Origin of the sequence: Gynuella sp. (genome assembly GCF_050297175.1) — a bacterium.
Taxonomy (GTDB): domain Bacteria; phylum Pseudomonadota; class Gammaproteobacteria; order Pseudomonadales; family Natronospirillaceae; genus Gynuella.
Genome location: NZ_JBNKSF010000035.1, coordinates 220,806 through 235,125, shown reverse-complemented (window position 1 = coordinate 235,125; position 14,320 = coordinate 220,806). Strand labels below are relative to the sequence as shown.

At 49.1% G+C, this 14,320-nt stretch carries 15 protein-coding genes; 13 read left to right on the top strand and 2 right to left on the bottom strand.

Going from position 1 to position 14,320, the window contains the following annotated elements; genetic code table 11:
* Window positions 1-21: 21 nt before the first annotated feature.
* The 6 genes from zipA to ACQY6I_RS14120 are packed head-to-tail and all read left to right on the top strand — an operon-like array spanning window position 22 to window position 4,973.
* Window positions 22-1,068, top strand: a complete 1,047-nt coding sequence (zipA, locus tag ACQY6I_RS14145; RefSeq protein ID WP_428242141.1) for a cell division protein ZipA — start codon at window positions 22-24, stop codon at window positions 1,066-1,068.
* A 7-nt stretch (window positions 1,069-1,075) separates the two neighbouring features.
* On the top strand, window positions 1,076-3,094 hold the full coding sequence (ligA, locus tag ACQY6I_RS14140; RefSeq protein WP_428242140.1) for an NAD-dependent DNA ligase LigA: 2,019 nt from the start codon (window positions 1,076-1,078) through the stop codon (window positions 3,092-3,094).
* Between the two features lies 1 nt (window position 3,095).
* Window positions 3,096-3,536 (top strand): hypothetical protein, encoded by a 441-nt coding sequence (locus ACQY6I_RS14135; protein WP_428242139.1) that lies wholly within the window; start codon window positions 3,096-3,098, stop codon window positions 3,534-3,536.
* Window positions 3,533-3,778 (top strand): YheU family protein, encoded by a 246-nt coding sequence (locus ACQY6I_RS14130; RefSeq protein ID WP_428242138.1) that lies wholly within the window; start codon window positions 3,533-3,535, stop codon window positions 3,776-3,778. The genes ACQY6I_RS14135 and ACQY6I_RS14130 overlap by 4 nt, the downstream gene beginning before the upstream one ends.
* Window positions 3,775-4,251, top strand: a complete 477-nt coding sequence (locus ACQY6I_RS14125; RefSeq protein WP_428242137.1) for a DUF2489 domain-containing protein — start codon at window positions 3,775-3,777, stop codon at window positions 4,249-4,251. The genes ACQY6I_RS14130 and ACQY6I_RS14125 overlap by 4 nt, the downstream gene beginning before the upstream one ends.
* A 5-nt stretch (window positions 4,252-4,256) precedes the next feature.
* Window positions 4,257-4,973, top strand: coding sequence for a hypothetical protein (locus ACQY6I_RS14120; RefSeq protein WP_428242136.1), 717 nt, complete (start codon window positions 4,257-4,259; stop codon window positions 4,971-4,973).
* Here ACQY6I_RS14120 and ACQY6I_RS14115 read toward each other — a convergent pair.
* Window positions 4,954-5,346, bottom strand: coding sequence for a hypothetical protein (locus ACQY6I_RS14115; protein ID WP_428242135.1), 393 nt, complete (start codon window positions 5,344-5,346; stop codon window positions 4,954-4,956). The genes ACQY6I_RS14120 and ACQY6I_RS14115 overlap by 20 nt on opposite strands.
* 265 nt (window positions 5,347-5,611) lie before the next feature.
* On the opposite strand from ACQY6I_RS14115, the gene ACQY6I_RS14110 reads away from it, so the two are divergent.
* The 7 genes from ACQY6I_RS14110 to ACQY6I_RS14080 all read left to right on the top strand — a co-directional run bounded on the left by ACQY6I_RS14110 (window position 5,612) and on the right by ACQY6I_RS14080 (window position 12,756).
* Window positions 5,612-6,469: an HDOD domain-containing protein gene (locus tag ACQY6I_RS14110; RefSeq protein WP_428242134.1), complete on the top strand. Its 858-nt coding sequence runs from the start codon at window positions 5,612-5,614 to the stop codon at window positions 6,467-6,469.
* Between the two features lie 358 nt (window positions 6,470-6,827).
* Window positions 6,828-7,649, top strand: a complete 822-nt coding sequence (gene tcdA, locus ACQY6I_RS14105) for a tRNA cyclic N6-threonylcarbamoyladenosine(37) synthase TcdA (RefSeq protein ID WP_428242133.1) — start codon at window positions 6,828-6,830, stop codon at window positions 7,647-7,649.
* Between the two features lie 12 nt (window positions 7,650-7,661).
* Window positions 7,662-8,168 carry a TIGR03546 family protein gene (locus ACQY6I_RS14100; RefSeq protein WP_428242132.1) on the top strand — a complete coding sequence of 169 codons (507 nt, stop codon included), beginning with the start codon at window positions 7,662-7,664 and terminating at the stop codon, window positions 8,166-8,168.
* An 11-nt stretch (window positions 8,169-8,179) separates the two neighbouring features.
* Window positions 8,180-10,024, top strand: a complete 1,845-nt coding sequence (locus ACQY6I_RS14095) for a TIGR03545 family protein (protein WP_428242131.1) — start codon at window positions 8,180-8,182, stop codon at window positions 10,022-10,024.
* A 15-nt stretch (window positions 10,025-10,039) separates the two neighbouring features.
* Entirely contained in the window at window positions 10,040-10,888 is an 849-nt protein-coding gene (locus ACQY6I_RS14090; protein WP_428242130.1) for an RluA family pseudouridine synthase, read from the top strand.
* Window positions 10,889-10,917: 29 nt separating this feature from the next.
* Window positions 10,918-11,406: an FKBP-type peptidyl-prolyl cis-trans isomerase gene (locus ACQY6I_RS14085; RefSeq protein WP_428242129.1), complete on the top strand. Its 489-nt coding sequence runs from the start codon at window positions 10,918-10,920 to the stop codon at window positions 11,404-11,406.
* 246 nt (window positions 11,407-11,652) lie between these two features.
* Window positions 11,653-12,756, top strand: coding sequence for a glycerophosphodiester phosphodiesterase family protein (locus tag ACQY6I_RS14080; protein WP_428242128.1), 1,104 nt, complete (start codon window positions 11,653-11,655; stop codon window positions 12,754-12,756).
* Between the two features lie 58 nt (window positions 12,757-12,814).
* On the opposite strand, the gene ACQY6I_RS14075 is transcribed toward ACQY6I_RS14080, so the two are convergent.
* Window positions 12,815-14,272 carry an ATP-binding cassette domain-containing protein gene (locus ACQY6I_RS14075; protein WP_428242127.1) on the bottom strand — a complete coding sequence of 486 codons (1,458 nt, stop codon included), beginning with the start codon at window positions 14,270-14,272 and terminating at the stop codon, window positions 12,815-12,817.
* Window positions 14,273-14,320 lie beyond the last annotated feature (48 nt).

The following is a 14,320-nucleotide window of genomic DNA, read 5'->3' as shown; positions in this document are numbered from 1 at the left end:
GAGCATAAGAAGGGTCGAGACATGGAATTGCGACATTGGCTGTTAATCCTGTGCGTACTGGCCATTATTTTAATTTTCCTCGACGGGTTTCGTCGCTGGAAAGAACGGCCTAAATATAAGGGTTCCTATACCCGTGATGAAGAAGAACTGTCTGAGTTCCCGTCTGGAGAACTGCCCAATGGTGGTGCCAGAGTCAGGCCGTTGTCACCACAGGAAATTCTTGCACGTAATGAAAGAATTAATCTGGATACAAAAGTTCCTTTGCTAATGGAAACTATGTCGGTTGAGCCTGAGCAAGATAACTTTGATAGTGAGGATGCTAAAGGTGATCACTACCAGCAATCCCTTGAGCTGGTAGAGCAGGACAGTGACCAATGGAACGATCAGACAGACTTCATTCAGGAGCCGGAAGCACAATACGAAGCAGAAGACGATGTTCGGCAGGAGCCAACATTTGCACTGGATGATGAACAAGAGCCAGAAAATCTGGAAGACAGTTTCGATGAACCTGAAGATGAGTATGATCGGGAATCCGACAATTTTGACCTCCAACCTGAACCGGCAGTGGTCAGTGAACCACCCAAAACTCTAGCGGCTGAGGAAAAAATGGATATTTTTGCGACAGAAGTGCCAGGTCAGGACCTGGTTGAACCACAGGAAGTTATCGTGATTAATGTCGTATCCGAGCACGAAGGTTTCGATGGTGAGCAATTACTGCAGATCCTGCTTGCGTGTGGTATGCGTTTCGGTGCCATGGATATTTTTCATCGCACTAATGACAAGGGGCAGCTGCAGTTCAGTATGGCAAATTGCATGAAACCCGGCACATTTAATATCGATAACATGGGGCAGCAGCCAATACAGGGCGTATCCTTTTTTATGACGCTTCCCAATAGTGCGGATGCCATGCAATCGTTTGATTACATGCATGAAACAGCCAATGTGGTTGCCCGTCACATGCACGGTGTTTTGAAAGATGAAATGCACAGCGTGATGCGGGGCCAGACCGTTGAACATTGTCGTAACCGGATCCGCGAATTCGCCCGCGCCCAGCTTTTAAATGCATAATCCCAATATGAACCAAGCCGACTATCAGCAGCTTCTACAGCTGCGCCAAATTATTGAGCATCATAACTATGAATATTATGTGCTCAATGAATCCACCGTGACTGATGCCGAATATGATCGTTTGATGCAACAGCTTCGGAAGATTGAATCTGAACACCCTGAATGGGTCACACCCGACTCTCCATCTCAACGAGTCAGTGGCCGGCCGGCCGAAGGTTTTGAAACCGTCGTACATGAAGTGCCAATGCTGTCTCTGGATAATGCCTTTGGCGAACCTGACATGCGCGATTTTGTTCGCCGGATACAGGATCGCCTGCGTCAGCAGGACGAATTTGAGTTTTGTTGCGAGCCCAAGCTTGATGGTTTGGCCATCAGCCTGTTATATGAAAATGGTGTGCTGGTGCGCGCCGCCACCCGGGGGGATGGCACCACAGGTGAAAATATTACCGCTAATGCCAAAGCCATTCGTAATGTCCCACTGCGTCTCCGGGGAGACAATTATCCCGGTATTCTGGAAGTGCGCGGTGAAGTGTACATGACCCGTTCCGGCTTCGAAGCTATGAATGAACGGTTTCGCAGCAACGATGAAAAAACCTATATGAATCCCCGTAATGCGGCGTCGGGGGCATTGCGTCAGCTGGATTCCGGAATCACGGCACAACGGCCACTGGAGTTTTGCTGCTATTCCGTTGGCCGGGTTGAACAGGGAACAGTACCTGACAGCCAATATGCACTGTTGAAACAGTTGCAACAGTGGGGGTTAAAGATCAATTCCGAAATGCGCCAGGTAACGGGTGTTGAGGGTTGTCTGAATTATTTTCAACAGATGTTGAACAAGCGTGATGGTCTGGATTACGACATCGACGGAGTTGTGTTCAAGATCGATGATGTGATTTTGCAAAGGCGACTGGGGTTTGTGTCCCGGGCGCCACGTTGGGCTATTGCGCACAAATTTCCGGCGCAGGAAGAGCAAACACGCCTGCTGGCGGTAGATTATCAAGTAGGCAGGACCGGTGCGATTACGCCCGTGGCTCGGCTTGAGCCGGTTTTCGTGGGCGGCGTGACTGTCAGCAATGCCACACTCCACAACCTCGACGAAATCACCCGTCTTGGCCTGGCCATCAACGATCAGGTGATTATTCGTCGGGCCGGTGATGTGATTCCGCAGATTGTGAAAGTGGCTCATCAGGCTGATGACGATGAGCGTGAGGTAATAGCTATTCCGACCGCCTGCCCGGTTTGTGGTTCAGACGTGTTACGGGTTGAAGGCGAAGCGGCTTTGCGCTGTACCGCCGGCCTGTTTTGTGATGCCCAGCGTAAAGAAGGTCTGAAACATTTTGTTTCGCGTAAGGCCATGGACATTGAAGGCCTTGGTGACAAGCTGATTGATACGTTGGTGGATCTTAAGCTGGTTAACCATTTTTCTGACCTTTTTCGGCTGACGTTCGAGCAACTGGTGAATCTTGAGCGTATGGCAGAGAAGTCGGCTAACAATCTGTTGGAAGCGCTTGAACGTAGCAAGCTGACAACATTACCACGGTTTCTGTTTTCCCTGGGTATCCGCGAAGTGGGAGAAACCACAGCGCGTAACCTTGCCAACCATTTTACGGATCTAAATGAGCTGATGAATGCCTCAGAAGAGGATCTGTTGGGCGTGGATGATGTTGGTCCTGTGGCTGCCAGATATGTCTCTGCCTTCTTCGCTGAAACCCACAACCGTGAGGAAGTTCAGGCGTTGCTGGATCTGGGCATTCAATGGCCACAACAACAGCAGGATAATGGTGATGCTTTACTGGCCGGCCAGACCTGGGTGGTCACCGGTAAACTTGAAGCCATGAGTCGGGATGAGGCCTCCGAACGGTTACTGGCTTTGGGCGCCAAGGTGGCTGGCAGTGTATCCAAAAAAACCACTCAGGTGGTTGCTGGCCCGGGTGCCGGATCAAAACTGAAAAAGGCCAATGAGCTGAATATTCCGGTCATGGACGAAGCTGAATTTATGGATTACTTGAAAACGTTGGAGAATTGAGGTGGATCAGGAATCAATCGTTTACGGGGTTATTCGTGATGTACCCAGCAGCAGCTCCCATGAACTGGCACGCTTCCGACTGACCAACTGCAACGCCATACTGGAACTGGGTGAAGTGGATATGCAGCCTGCGTTGTTGACCAGCATGTTTTCGTTGCCATCTGATGAACTGCTGAGCGGAACGTACCAGACGCAGGTGATCCACTTTGCTGCTTCCTACAAAGCTGTGGAGTATGAATGGGAGCGCTGGATGTCCAAGTTTGAGAGACTTTTAACCCAGATGTATTGGGTGTCTGCCACCGTTCACCTGGAAACAGAGCTAAGTGGTAAACACACATTTAACTGGGATGCGACGGGGATTCATCATTGCCCTGGAGATGCAGCATTGAGTGTACGTTGTGAATGGGAACATGATGTCAGTTTCCGGTATGCCGCATCATGATCATCCCATACGAAGCATTGCCTGCCGAGACTTTGACCGCTTTGCTGGAGGCCTTTGTGGTTCAGGAAGGTGCTGATCAATTTGACACTGATTACACGCTTTTGGAAAAAGTTGATCAAGTTCGCCAGCAGTTGCAGAACAAGCAGGTGTATATCGTGTTTGATCCATTGACCGAAACGTGCAATGTAGTGACCAGTGATGAAGCCAAAGAGCTATTGCGCGAGGAGAGGACCGATTTATGACTGCCCTGACTATCACGCTAACTGTACTGGCAGCGACAACGATTCTGGCACTGACTGCTGTTGCAGTGGTGATGTGGCGTCGCGTATTTCGGCAACGGCAACAGGTCCGTCAGCAGACAGCCTTGCAACTTGAACGCAGACGCAAACAGCGTGAGGAGCTGATCGAAAGTATTACTGTGATTGCCAGAACACTGGTAGCCGGTGAAATGAATGAATCTGAAGCCGCCATTCGTCTCAAAGTATTACTGGACAACCTGTACCTCAGTGAGGAAGAGCGACAGCAATTTGCCAACATTGAAGAAATGTATGAGATGGTCAAGGATTTCGATAGTCATCAGGCACGTCAGCAACTTCCCAAAAATGAACGTATGAAACAGGATCTTGCCCGAAACAAAATAGAAATACAGTATCGCGACAAACTGCTCAAGGATGCACGGGCATTGTTGGAATATCAGTTTCCGGCTCTGCACTGAGCATTATGGCGCTGCTCTGGTTTCAGCAAAAAGACGGTCACCGCTACGAAGTCCGCAGTGCCGGAAAAACTCTGCGCCTCTATAGCGACGGTGTTTTCCACAGTCAATACAACCCTGGACGTTTGAGTCTGGGTGGCTTATGGGATCTGTTGTATCTGCCGGCATTCTCTCTTCCCCCCGAACAATTGAATCAGGTGTTGCTGCTCGGATTGGGAGGCGGCTCAGTAGTTCATCCTCTGAACTATTGGTTTGTACCGGAATCCATTGATGCCGTTGAGATTGAAGCCAGCCATCTCCATGTTGCCCGCGAGTTTTTCAGAATTGAAAAGGAAAACCTGCGTTTACATCATGCGGATGCGCTGCAATGGTTACCGCAGCAATCACAACAATGGGATATTGTGATCGAGGATGTCTACGGTCATTTGCAGGGAGAACCGGTACGAGGCGTCGAGTATTCCCGGCACTGGTCCAATGAATTGCTGGATCACCTCAGTCCTCATGGATTGCTGATCATGAACTTCACGGCGGCCAGAGATATGCGTGAATGGTTGAGTAATATGTCCGAGTGGCGGGCTGAAAGGCTGTTTTTCCTGCAATTGCAAACGAATGGTTACCTCAATCGCGTATTGGTCGTCAGTCGTTATCGAATTACTCCAGGACAATTGCGCCATGCAGTACCGGCAGCACTGAAAAAACTGAATTTCAAGGTGTTGTCGGTGTAGTCTGGATACTTTCTATCCATTTAATGACGATATTCAGTTCATCGATACCATAACCGTTTTCCACCAATGGCATATTTCCCGCATTGTTGTACGGGTTTTGTCGGCTCTTGATTACAATTTCTGACAATGCGGGAGCCCCCTTGCCCTGCTCATCCACGGATATCAAACCGCTATCCACCCAGTCCTGATCGGTCTTCAGCTTAGCCCACGCACCATGTTGGGTATGGCAGGTCATACAATGATGACTCAGTACCGCGGGTCCATCCATATCACTGCCATGGTCAGACTGACCAGAATCAGTACTGGCAGTGGACTGGAATGCACAGAATAGGGTGGGCAGTATCCCGAAAAGAATGACAAAAAGCTTGTTCATCGTTGTCGATTGACGAATTCCAAAACGGGCAGACTAGCATGGCTAGTTTGCAGAACCGTGACAGCTCCCGTAATCAATAGCTCATAGTGGGTACCTACTCAGGCTGCCCTTAAGGCAGATGCACAGTTTGTGAGAACGCGTCATTTTGGAGGCAAACCTGTCAGTAGCTGCATTGCAAAATAAAACATCAATATTGTGATGGAAGTCTTTTTTTTTTCTATATTGATGAAGATGTTTTCACTCTGGTATATAGGACAAGGTTTACATGGCAACTGCTGAAATGATAACTGCTGAAGAAAATGCCCTGACGATGGCAACCAAAGGGTTTGTGATTCCTGCCAAACCAGAAATTCTCGTCAACCTTGAAAATATCCTGGCTGGAGACGAAGTTAACGTTGCGGATGTGGCCAAGCTGATTTCCGTTGATGTTGGTCTGTCGTCACTGATTCTCAAGACCATTAACTCGCCATTTTATGGCATGTCTACCTCAATTGGAGATATACGGCAGGCGGTTATGCTTTTGGGAATACGGGTGATAAAGTCTGTTATGACAGGGGCACTGCTGCGGCAATCCTATGTTCAGAAATCCTGTATCTCTATGGAGCGGTTCTGGGATACCGCTGGTGATATTGCCAACAGCATGAACTATATTTCGGATTTGCTAAAAGAGCGGGTAGTGATCGATAACCTCTACACTCTCGGTCTTTTCTGTGATTGCGGTATTCCGGCATTTGCCATCCGCTATCCGGATTATCGGGATGTTCTGGTTGAAGCCAACTCCAGCCATGAGCTGCTGGTGGAAGTGGAAAACCGCAGATATCATTCAAATCATGCGATAGTCGGCTACTATCTGGCTAATGCGTGGGGGCTGCCTAAAGAAGTATGCCATGTGATTTTGCATCATCACGATGTTCATTTTCTGGACAAAATCACCGGTTCTCCAGATCAGTATTATTATGCCGCTTTGAAATTGTCCGAGAATATCATCCATAAAAACCGTCGCTTTCAGGAAATAACGGAATGGTCCATGTGCAAGTTCCAGGTATACGATCTTCTTGGTATTACTGAATCGGATGCATTGGACCTGGAAGAAGACATCATGGATTATCTGAGTCATGAATAACCTGACGGTTATTCATGTCCGCCTAACCGGTTTTAGCAGCATTAGGTTTCTGATCGACAACTTTGAAGTAAGTCCCTGATACATAAAAAGTGTCAAACCATTATGCAGACTTTTAAGGGAAGCTATTCAAATGCATCAAGTTCAGCCTGTTTGAATATGTCAGGTTGAGTTACCTGCGGGTTCTGTTCGCAGGCTTTTGCGGATCAGGGGGAGCGGTTTTCGCGGTTGACCCCTGATCACACCTTATTCCATAGGATTTTCACCTCACTCCATCGTATAATCGGCGGCCGTTTTTACTTATCCCTCTTTCATTTAATGGTGTGCCTGTCACGAAATGCTGGCCAGGCCCGAGTGAGCTATGACGACTGATCTGAATAATGAGCCAACGCAGATGATTTCCCAGCAGCCTGAATACCTTGATCGTTTTGGTGGGACCGGCCGCCTGTATGGTACTGGTGGTTTGCAGGCACTGGCTGGTGCAACCGTTGCTGTCATCGGTATTGGTGGTGTTGGCAGTTGGGTGGCGGAAGCGCTGGCCCGTACGGGTATCGGTCATCTGGTGCTGGTGGATCTCGATGATATCTGTGTCACCAATACCAATCGTCAGATTCATGCACTGGGTAGCGAGATTGGAAAAATGAAAGTAGCCAGCATGGCGACCCGGATCAAAGCCATTAACCCGCTGTGCGAAGTCACCGCTGTTGAGGACTTTCTGACCCCGGAAAATGTGACCACGATGGTTTCCGCGCAATGGGACTTTGTGGTGGATGCCATTGACAGCGTCAAACCCAAGGCGGCACTGATCAATTACTGTGTTCGCCATAAAATTCCCATCATAACCACCGGCGGGGCAGGCGGACAGATCGACCCGCTCAAAATACAGATTACAGATCTTTCCCGCACTCTGCAGGATCCACTGGCCAAGAAGGTCAGACAGATTCTGCGTAAAGACTACGGTTTCAGTCGTGATCCGAAGAAAAAATTTGGGGTGCCATGCGTGTTTTCTATGGAAGCTTTGAAGTATCCTCAACCTGACGGCTCCGTTTGTGCCGTTCGGTCCCCATCCGACAGTAGTACTCGTCTGGATTGCTCCGGGGGTTTCGGTGCGGCAACCATGGTAACAGGTACATTTGGTTTTGTTGCTGCGGCTCATGTAGTTAATAAGTTAACGGAAAAATAGCGAATAACTATTATGATTAACACAATTCTGGATTTTATTAAGGCTTTGAACTCCAACGCCGGCCCGTGGTCCATTGCATTTGCCATCGGTCTGGGCATGATCATTGGGTTGACCCCTTTCTGGAGCTTTCACAATCTGATTATTCTGTTGCTGGCATTGGTGTTGCGCACGCATTTGGCCAGCTTCTGGTTGAGTGTTGCGTTTTTTTCCGGCATCGCTTATCTGGCTGATCAGTCCATGTTGCAGGTAGGTGAGGACGTGCTAACCCGTGGCAGCCTTCAGTCTCTTTGGACTGCACTTTACCAGAGTGATTTTTGGCGCTTTACCCGTTTTAACAACACCCTGGTCATGGGGTCACTGGTGACCGCGCTGATTGCATTTGTGCCGGTGGTGGTCGCCATCAGAATTCTGGTGGTGCAGTATCGCGTGCATGCACTGGCCTGGGTAAACAAACTCAGGGTTATTCAGCTCATCAAGGCCAGCAAACTGTTTGCTGCCTATAAACGTGTTTCAGAGTAAGGGGACCAGCCATGAAAAAGATTATCCGCTGGCCGGGTCTCATTGGTTTTTTTGTATTGCTGGCTTTGTTTGTGGGGGGATGGTACTTATTTGCCGGTACCGTCGCCCGTATGACGGTTGAATCAACCGGACGCTCCCTGACGGGTTTACCAGTGACCGTTGCCGATGCTTCATTTTCCATTGAGCCGCTGGGGTTTCATTTTTCTGGATTACAGTTGCCGGATGCCAAAGATTTCAATCAGGATGCCGTGTACATCGACAAAGCATTTGCCCAGATACAGTTCTGGAAACTGCTGCGAGGAAAAGTGGTGGTTTCTGATTTGTCTGTTTCCGGCATGGTATTCGATCAGCCACGTTCAAAGCCATGGCAACCACTGAAGACGAAAACGGCACCGGATTCGAAACAGAAACCCGGTCTGGTGACCAAAGGTCGCAAAATAGTACAGGACAAAGTTGAGGCGATACCGACTCCGGCAGAGATTCTCGAACAGGAAAAACAGCAACTGATCACATTGAAAAAGGCTGAACAGTTACAGACCGTTGCTAATCAGAGTCGTAAAGATGTTGAGACCGGGCTCAAAAGCATCCCAGATCAGCAGGCACTGGCTGAGTACAGCAGGCAGATCAAAGAACTGGCCAATACCCGTTTCAAAACACTGGAGGATTTCCAAAAAGGCCGGCAGCAGTTTGAGCAGTTGCAGAAGTCCATTCGGGAGGATCGAAAAAAGGTTGAGAGTTCGGTGGCCCTGGTAGACAGCAGTATCAAAAATCTGAACAGTGCAGTGGCTGAGCTGAAAGCGGCCCCTGGCGAAGATCTGGATCGTCTGTCAGAAAAATACAGTCTGGGCAATTTCAATCTGCGCAACATCAGTGAGTTTATCCTGGGACCGCAAATTCTGTCGTATCTCGACACCGCAAAACGTTGGTATGAACGTGCTGAGCCGTTTATTCCCAAATCAGACGAAGAAGACACTGATACGAAGCCAGAACGTTTGAAAGGCCGTGATGTGATATTTCCCTCGAACAATCCCGATCCCTCGTTCTGGCTCCAGCATGCCCGTCTGGAAGCTCTGAAGGAAACTCATAAGTTTGATATTCAGTTACAGGACTTCAGCAGTCAGTATCGTGCGATTCAACGTCCGGCAACGATGAACATCGCAATGTCGGATACCCGTGACACCGGTGTGAAAGCCATGACCATAACCGGTGAAATGATTCCGGGGGAGCAGCGCTATCAAGTGGATTGGTCAGGACTGGCACTGAAAGATAAAAAGCTGTTGGACAGCGACGATATGACACTGGGGCTGCAGGCTGATTCGGTCAACCTGGATGGTCTGGTTAAGGTTGTTCACGGGGTGATCGATCTGAATCTGAGTAGCCAGTTTAACAAAGCGACCTTCAGTACCGAAGGCAAGGGCCAGGTTAATAAACAGCTGGGTCGGGCATTGGCGCGTATTCACCAGTTTGATCTGGTCGTCACCGGCAAAGGAAAACTGAATGACCTGAAAACCGAAATTGATTCCAGTCTGGATGAACAGATTGGATCGGCCATAACCGCGCAACTCAAGGAACAACAGCAGGCATTGACTGCTGATCTGAAAACCCGCCTGCAGCAACAGGCCAATAAAGCGCTTGCGCCAGTGAACAAACAGTTGAACAAATATGATGTTCAACTGACGGACTTGAACCAGGTTTCCGGTCAACTGGATGATTTGTTACAGCAGAAACTGGAAGACTTCGCCGCCCGGCAAAAACGGGAAGCAGAAGAGAAAGCCAAGGATGCCGCTAAAAAGAAAGCAGACAAGGCTAAACAGAAAGCTGCTGACAAGTTGAAAGACACATTTAAAGGTTTTTAATAAAGAAGTCTATTGATGCAAGAATCATTGAAATTGGATGTAGCGCTGGAAGTTGAACTTGGTGATCCTCTGATTGCCATCGAATTTCTGGTGGAAAATGTCAACCTTTCCAAGTCGCGCCTGAAGGACGTAATGAATAAAGGGGCCGTCTGGCTACAGAGAGGTTCTGCCCCCAAAAAACGTTTACGCAGAGCCATGAGCGACCTGAAAGTTGGCGATATTCTGGAGCTGTATTATGACGAACAACTGCTCTCGATTCGGCCTCCCAAACCCGCGTTGATGCGCGATGAGGTTCAATACACCGTATGGCATAAGCCGGCCGGCATGCTCAGCCAGGGAAATGAATGGGGCGATCACACCTCGCTGCTGCGCAAGGTTGAACTGGCGTTTAACCCAAAACGGGAAGTGTATCTCGTTCATCGTCTTGACCGTGAGGCGAGTGGCCTGATCATCATTGCTCATAACCGCAAAGCAGCGACATATTTCAATCGATTGTTTCAGGATTCCCTGATCCATAAACAGTATCGTATTGAAGTTCTGGGAGATCTCAGCCAAAAAACTACGGAAGGCACCATCAGCGCTCAGATTGATGGAAAAGATGCGCTGACCCGATTCAAATTCGTTAAATATACGCCAGAAAACAATTCCAGTAAGGTCGATGTCTGGATAGAGACCGGGCGCAAACATCAGATTAGACGCCATTTTGCCGATTATGGGTATCCGGTCATGGGTGATCCCAAATATGGCAAAGGCAATAAAAACCGCGAAGGGATGAAACTGTCGGCCGTGGCACTGGAATTTCCATGCCCGGTGCAGCATCAAACCCGGCGCATTTCACTGTATGACACTGTGAGGTCCCCATGAGTCGGACTGTGTCATCGACAGAGGTTCATATGAAAGTAGAAAAAAATAAAGTTGTGTCATTTCACTTCAAAATGACGGAAGTGGGGCGTGATGAAGTATTGGAAGATACCCGTGAGTCTGAAGCATTGTTGTACCTGCACGGATATGGTCAGTTATTGATCGGCCTGGAAAAAGCGCTGGAAGGTCGTGAAACCGGTGATCAGTTCAGTGTTGAGCTGGAACCGGCAGAAGCATTCGGTGAAATTCAGCAGGCAGATCCGGTTAGAGTGCCGCGCAAGCATATCGCCACCAAAGGCAAACTGGTGCCGGGGATGGTCGTTGAACTGAATACCCGGGACGGCCTGCGTGATGTGACGGTACTGAAAGTCGGTTTAAAGACTGTGGATCTGGACGCCAATCACCCCTATGCCGGGAAGAAAATGAACTTCGATGTTGAGGTGACAGAAGTGCGTGATGCTACTGATGAAGAAATACACCATGGCCATGCTCATGGACCGGGTGGTCATCATCATCACTAAATGGTTTATTCTGCCGGCCCCGTTTGGGGCCGGTATCGTTTCTTCGCTTATTTCTTCCTGATATCTGTTTCACGATACTGCAATCAATTTCCGTTAACTCTATGGCTTCCGACTCAAAACTGACAAAGGATCAGCCATGAAATTTTTATCCAGGACGTTATGGTTAACAGCCGTTTCGATAGTTGCCGGACAAACCGTTGCTGCCGTCGTCGAACTCGGACCCCGGCTTATTTTTTGATACAGCAAATGCATAACAGCCCGTTGAAGGAAAAACTGCTGTCCTGTTCTGATCGCGACTTCAAGCCAACCCTGTTTTCTATTGGTCATCGTGGTGCTGCGATGATGTTTCCTGAGCATACGCGTGAGTCCTATCTGGCTGCTGCGAGAATGGGAGCGGGGATCATTGAATGCGATGTTACCTTCACTGCGGATCAGGAATTGGTTTGCCGTCACAGTCAGGCGGACCTGCATACCACCACCAATATTCTGGCAACTGATTTGGCGGCCAAATGTACACAACCTTTTTCGCCGGCGGGTGAGGGTAAAAAAGCCAGTGCTGAATGTCGTACCAGTGACATTACGCTGGCAGAATTTAAATCTCTTAAAGGCAAGATGGATGCAGCAGATGCCACTGCCACAGGTCTGGAACAATATATGAGTGCTACCCCGAACTGGCGTACAGATCTGTATGCCGCCAGTACCGGAACCCTGATGACTCATGCTGAATCCATTCATTTGTTTAAAACCCTTGGGGTGAAATTTACACCTGAACTGAAAGCACCATCGGTAGACATGCCGTTCAACGGTTTCACCCAGCAGCAGTATGCTCAGAAAATGATCGACGAATACAAAGACGCCGGTGTGCCACCCGAGGATGTCTTTGCTCAGTCATTCAATCTTGATGACATTCTTTACTGGATAAAAAACGAACCGGAGTTTGGTAAACAGGCTGTCTATCTGGATGGCCGGGATAGTGAGGAAGGATTTGATCCGATGAATCCAGACACCCTACACCCATCAATGCCGGCATTGAAGGACATGGGGGTTAATTACATTGCCCCGCCATTATGGATGCTGGTAACTTCCGAGCATGGACGGATCGTGCCATCAGCCTATGCCAAAGAAGCCCGAGCAGCTGGCCTTAAGATTATCACCTGGACTTTAGAACGTTCTGGTCCGTTGGGTCGTGGCGGTGGCTGGTATTATCAGTCTATTACCGATATTACCAGCGCAGATGGGATGGCCTATGAGTTGCTGGATGTACTGGCTCAGCAGGTGGGGGTGGTTGGTGTCTTTTCCGACTGGCCGGCCACTGTTAGTTATTACACTAATTGTATGGGGCTGAAGTAAAAACAGCATTGGCCAGCCCGGCCAGTATGATGCGGACAAATGGTATTCACCGAGTTGGTTATACGTCCGCAGGATTGTCGTTGGGATGGCTCTGTACGATGTGATACAGCGCAGGGCCATCATGGGCGGCAAATTGTAGATGGGAATTGAATACGGGTAATTGTTCGTCCTGACGGTGACTGACAAACAGAATCGTAGAGGTGTTCAGCTGAGCAATACGCTCCAGACAGGCCAAAACCATAAAACGGTTCTGATCATCAAGACCCAGGGTGGGCTCATCCAGAATCAACAGCGGCGGATGTTTGACCAGTGCGCGGGCGATTAATACCAACCGTTGTTCACCCCAGGATAGACTGCGGAACGGGTGATTGGCTCTGTCTGCCAATCCGACAATGGAGAGCCACTTTATGGAAATATCCTTTTCTTTGGCAGACACCGGCCGATACAGACCAATGCTGTCGTGGAATCCGGATGCAGTGACGCTGATGGCATTGCCGGGAACACGGTAGTCCTGATGCAGTGAGCCGGATACCAGGCCAATATGTTTCTTGATATCCCAGATGCTTTCACCACTGCCGCGACGATAACCGAAGACCGTCAGGCCATTGTTAAAACATTGCGGATGATCACCGGTAATCAGTTGCAGCAGCGTGGATTTTCCCGCGCCATTCGGACCAGAAACCAGAGTGTGATGACCGGGGCGCAGGCACCAGTTCAAATGCTCAAACTGGACAGTATCGCCATATTGAACACGACTGTTTTCCATGCTGAGTATCGGGTCAAAATGAGCTGCCGGTGTCAGTGCCGGCGGTAGCTCAGGCAATTGGCTGGAATCAAAATGGAACAATCGCTGAATTGTATCATCGGCCAGTACCGATGGTTTTTTGCCCTGTAACAGCAGATGCCCCTGATGGAGTACTGCCACATGAGTATGCCATGCTTGAATATCCTGCAGCTGACTGGCAAAAATCATGATGGCCTGCCGGTCTTTCAGGATGGAAAGAAATTCCGTCAATTGCGCGCAGGATTGGCGATCCAGGCCTTCAAATGGCTCATCCAGAATGAGCAGCTGGGGTTTTGTCAGCATGGCTCTGGCGATCAGCAGTTTGCGGGTTTCTCCTGAAGACAATATCCGAAAACCACGGTTCATCAGATACTCGATACCAAACTGATGTATCAGCGTCTCAATATCGCGTTCATCGGCCCCGGTGCCCGCCAGAATCTCACGACCGGTGTGACCGTAATCCAGTTGCTCCATAAAGTCAGTATCGTCATCGTACAGCTCGGCTTCCAACTGTGCCATTTGTGCTTCAAAGCCGACACACACGCAGGATTCCGGTAGCTGCAATGCATCTGCCTGAAACTCTATCGCATCGTCCTGTTCGAGGATTCGTGCCAGCTGGCTTTTGCCGGAACCGGTTGTCCCCAACAGACACCAGTGCTGACTGGATTCAATATGCCATTGACTGATGTGCAGCTGATCACCGCGCAAATTCTGTATGTCTATGTTTTTCATGTCTTCTCTGTGCATCTTGGTTATTTGTCAGTATGCTGTCGGCTGGTT

Bases quoted from the DNA above. Each gene is read 5' to 3' on its own strand.
- zipA (WP_428242141.1), top strand. From the start codon at position 22: ATGGAATTGCGACATTGGCTGTTAATCCTGTGCGTACTGGCCATTATT.
- ligA (WP_428242140.1), top strand. From the start codon at position 1,076: ATGAACCAAGCCGACTATCAGCAGCTTCTACAGCTGCGCCAAATTATT.
- ACQY6I_RS14130 (WP_428242138.1), top strand. From the start codon at position 3,533: ATGATCATCCCATACGAAGCATTGCCTGCCGAGACTTTGACCGCTTTG.
- ACQY6I_RS14125 (WP_428242137.1), top strand. From the start codon at position 3,775: ATGACTGCCCTGACTATCACGCTAACTGTACTGGCAGCGACAACGATT.
- ACQY6I_RS14120 (WP_428242136.1), top strand. From the start codon at position 4,257: ATGGCGCTGCTCTGGTTTCAGCAAAAAGACGGTCACCGCTACGAAGTC.
- ACQY6I_RS14115 (WP_428242135.1), bottom strand. From the start codon at position 5,346: ATGAACAAGCTTTTTGTCATTCTTTTCGGGATACTGCCCACCCTATTC.
- ACQY6I_RS14110 (WP_428242134.1), top strand. From the start codon at position 5,612: ATGGCAACTGCTGAAATGATAACTGCTGAAGAAAATGCCCTGACGATG.
- tcdA (WP_428242133.1), top strand. From the start codon at position 6,828: ATGACGACTGATCTGAATAATGAGCCAACGCAGATGATTTCCCAGCAG.
- ACQY6I_RS14100 (WP_428242132.1), top strand. From the start codon at position 7,662: ATGATTAACACAATTCTGGATTTTATTAAGGCTTTGAACTCCAACGCC.
- ACQY6I_RS14095 (WP_428242131.1), top strand. From the start codon at position 8,180: ATGAAAAAGATTATCCGCTGGCCGGGTCTCATTGGTTTTTTTGTATTG.
- ACQY6I_RS14090 (WP_428242130.1), top strand. From the start codon at position 10,040: ATGCAAGAATCATTGAAATTGGATGTAGCGCTGGAAGTTGAACTTGGT.
- ACQY6I_RS14085 (WP_428242129.1), top strand. From the start codon at position 10,918: ATGAAAGTAGAAAAAAATAAAGTTGTGTCATTTCACTTCAAAATGACG.
- ACQY6I_RS14080 (WP_428242128.1), top strand. From the start codon at position 11,653: ATGCATAACAGCCCGTTGAAGGAAAAACTGCTGTCCTGTTCTGATCGC.
- ACQY6I_RS14075 (WP_428242127.1), bottom strand. From the start codon at position 14,272: ATGAAAAACATAGACATACAGAATTTGCGCGGTGATCAGCTGCACATC.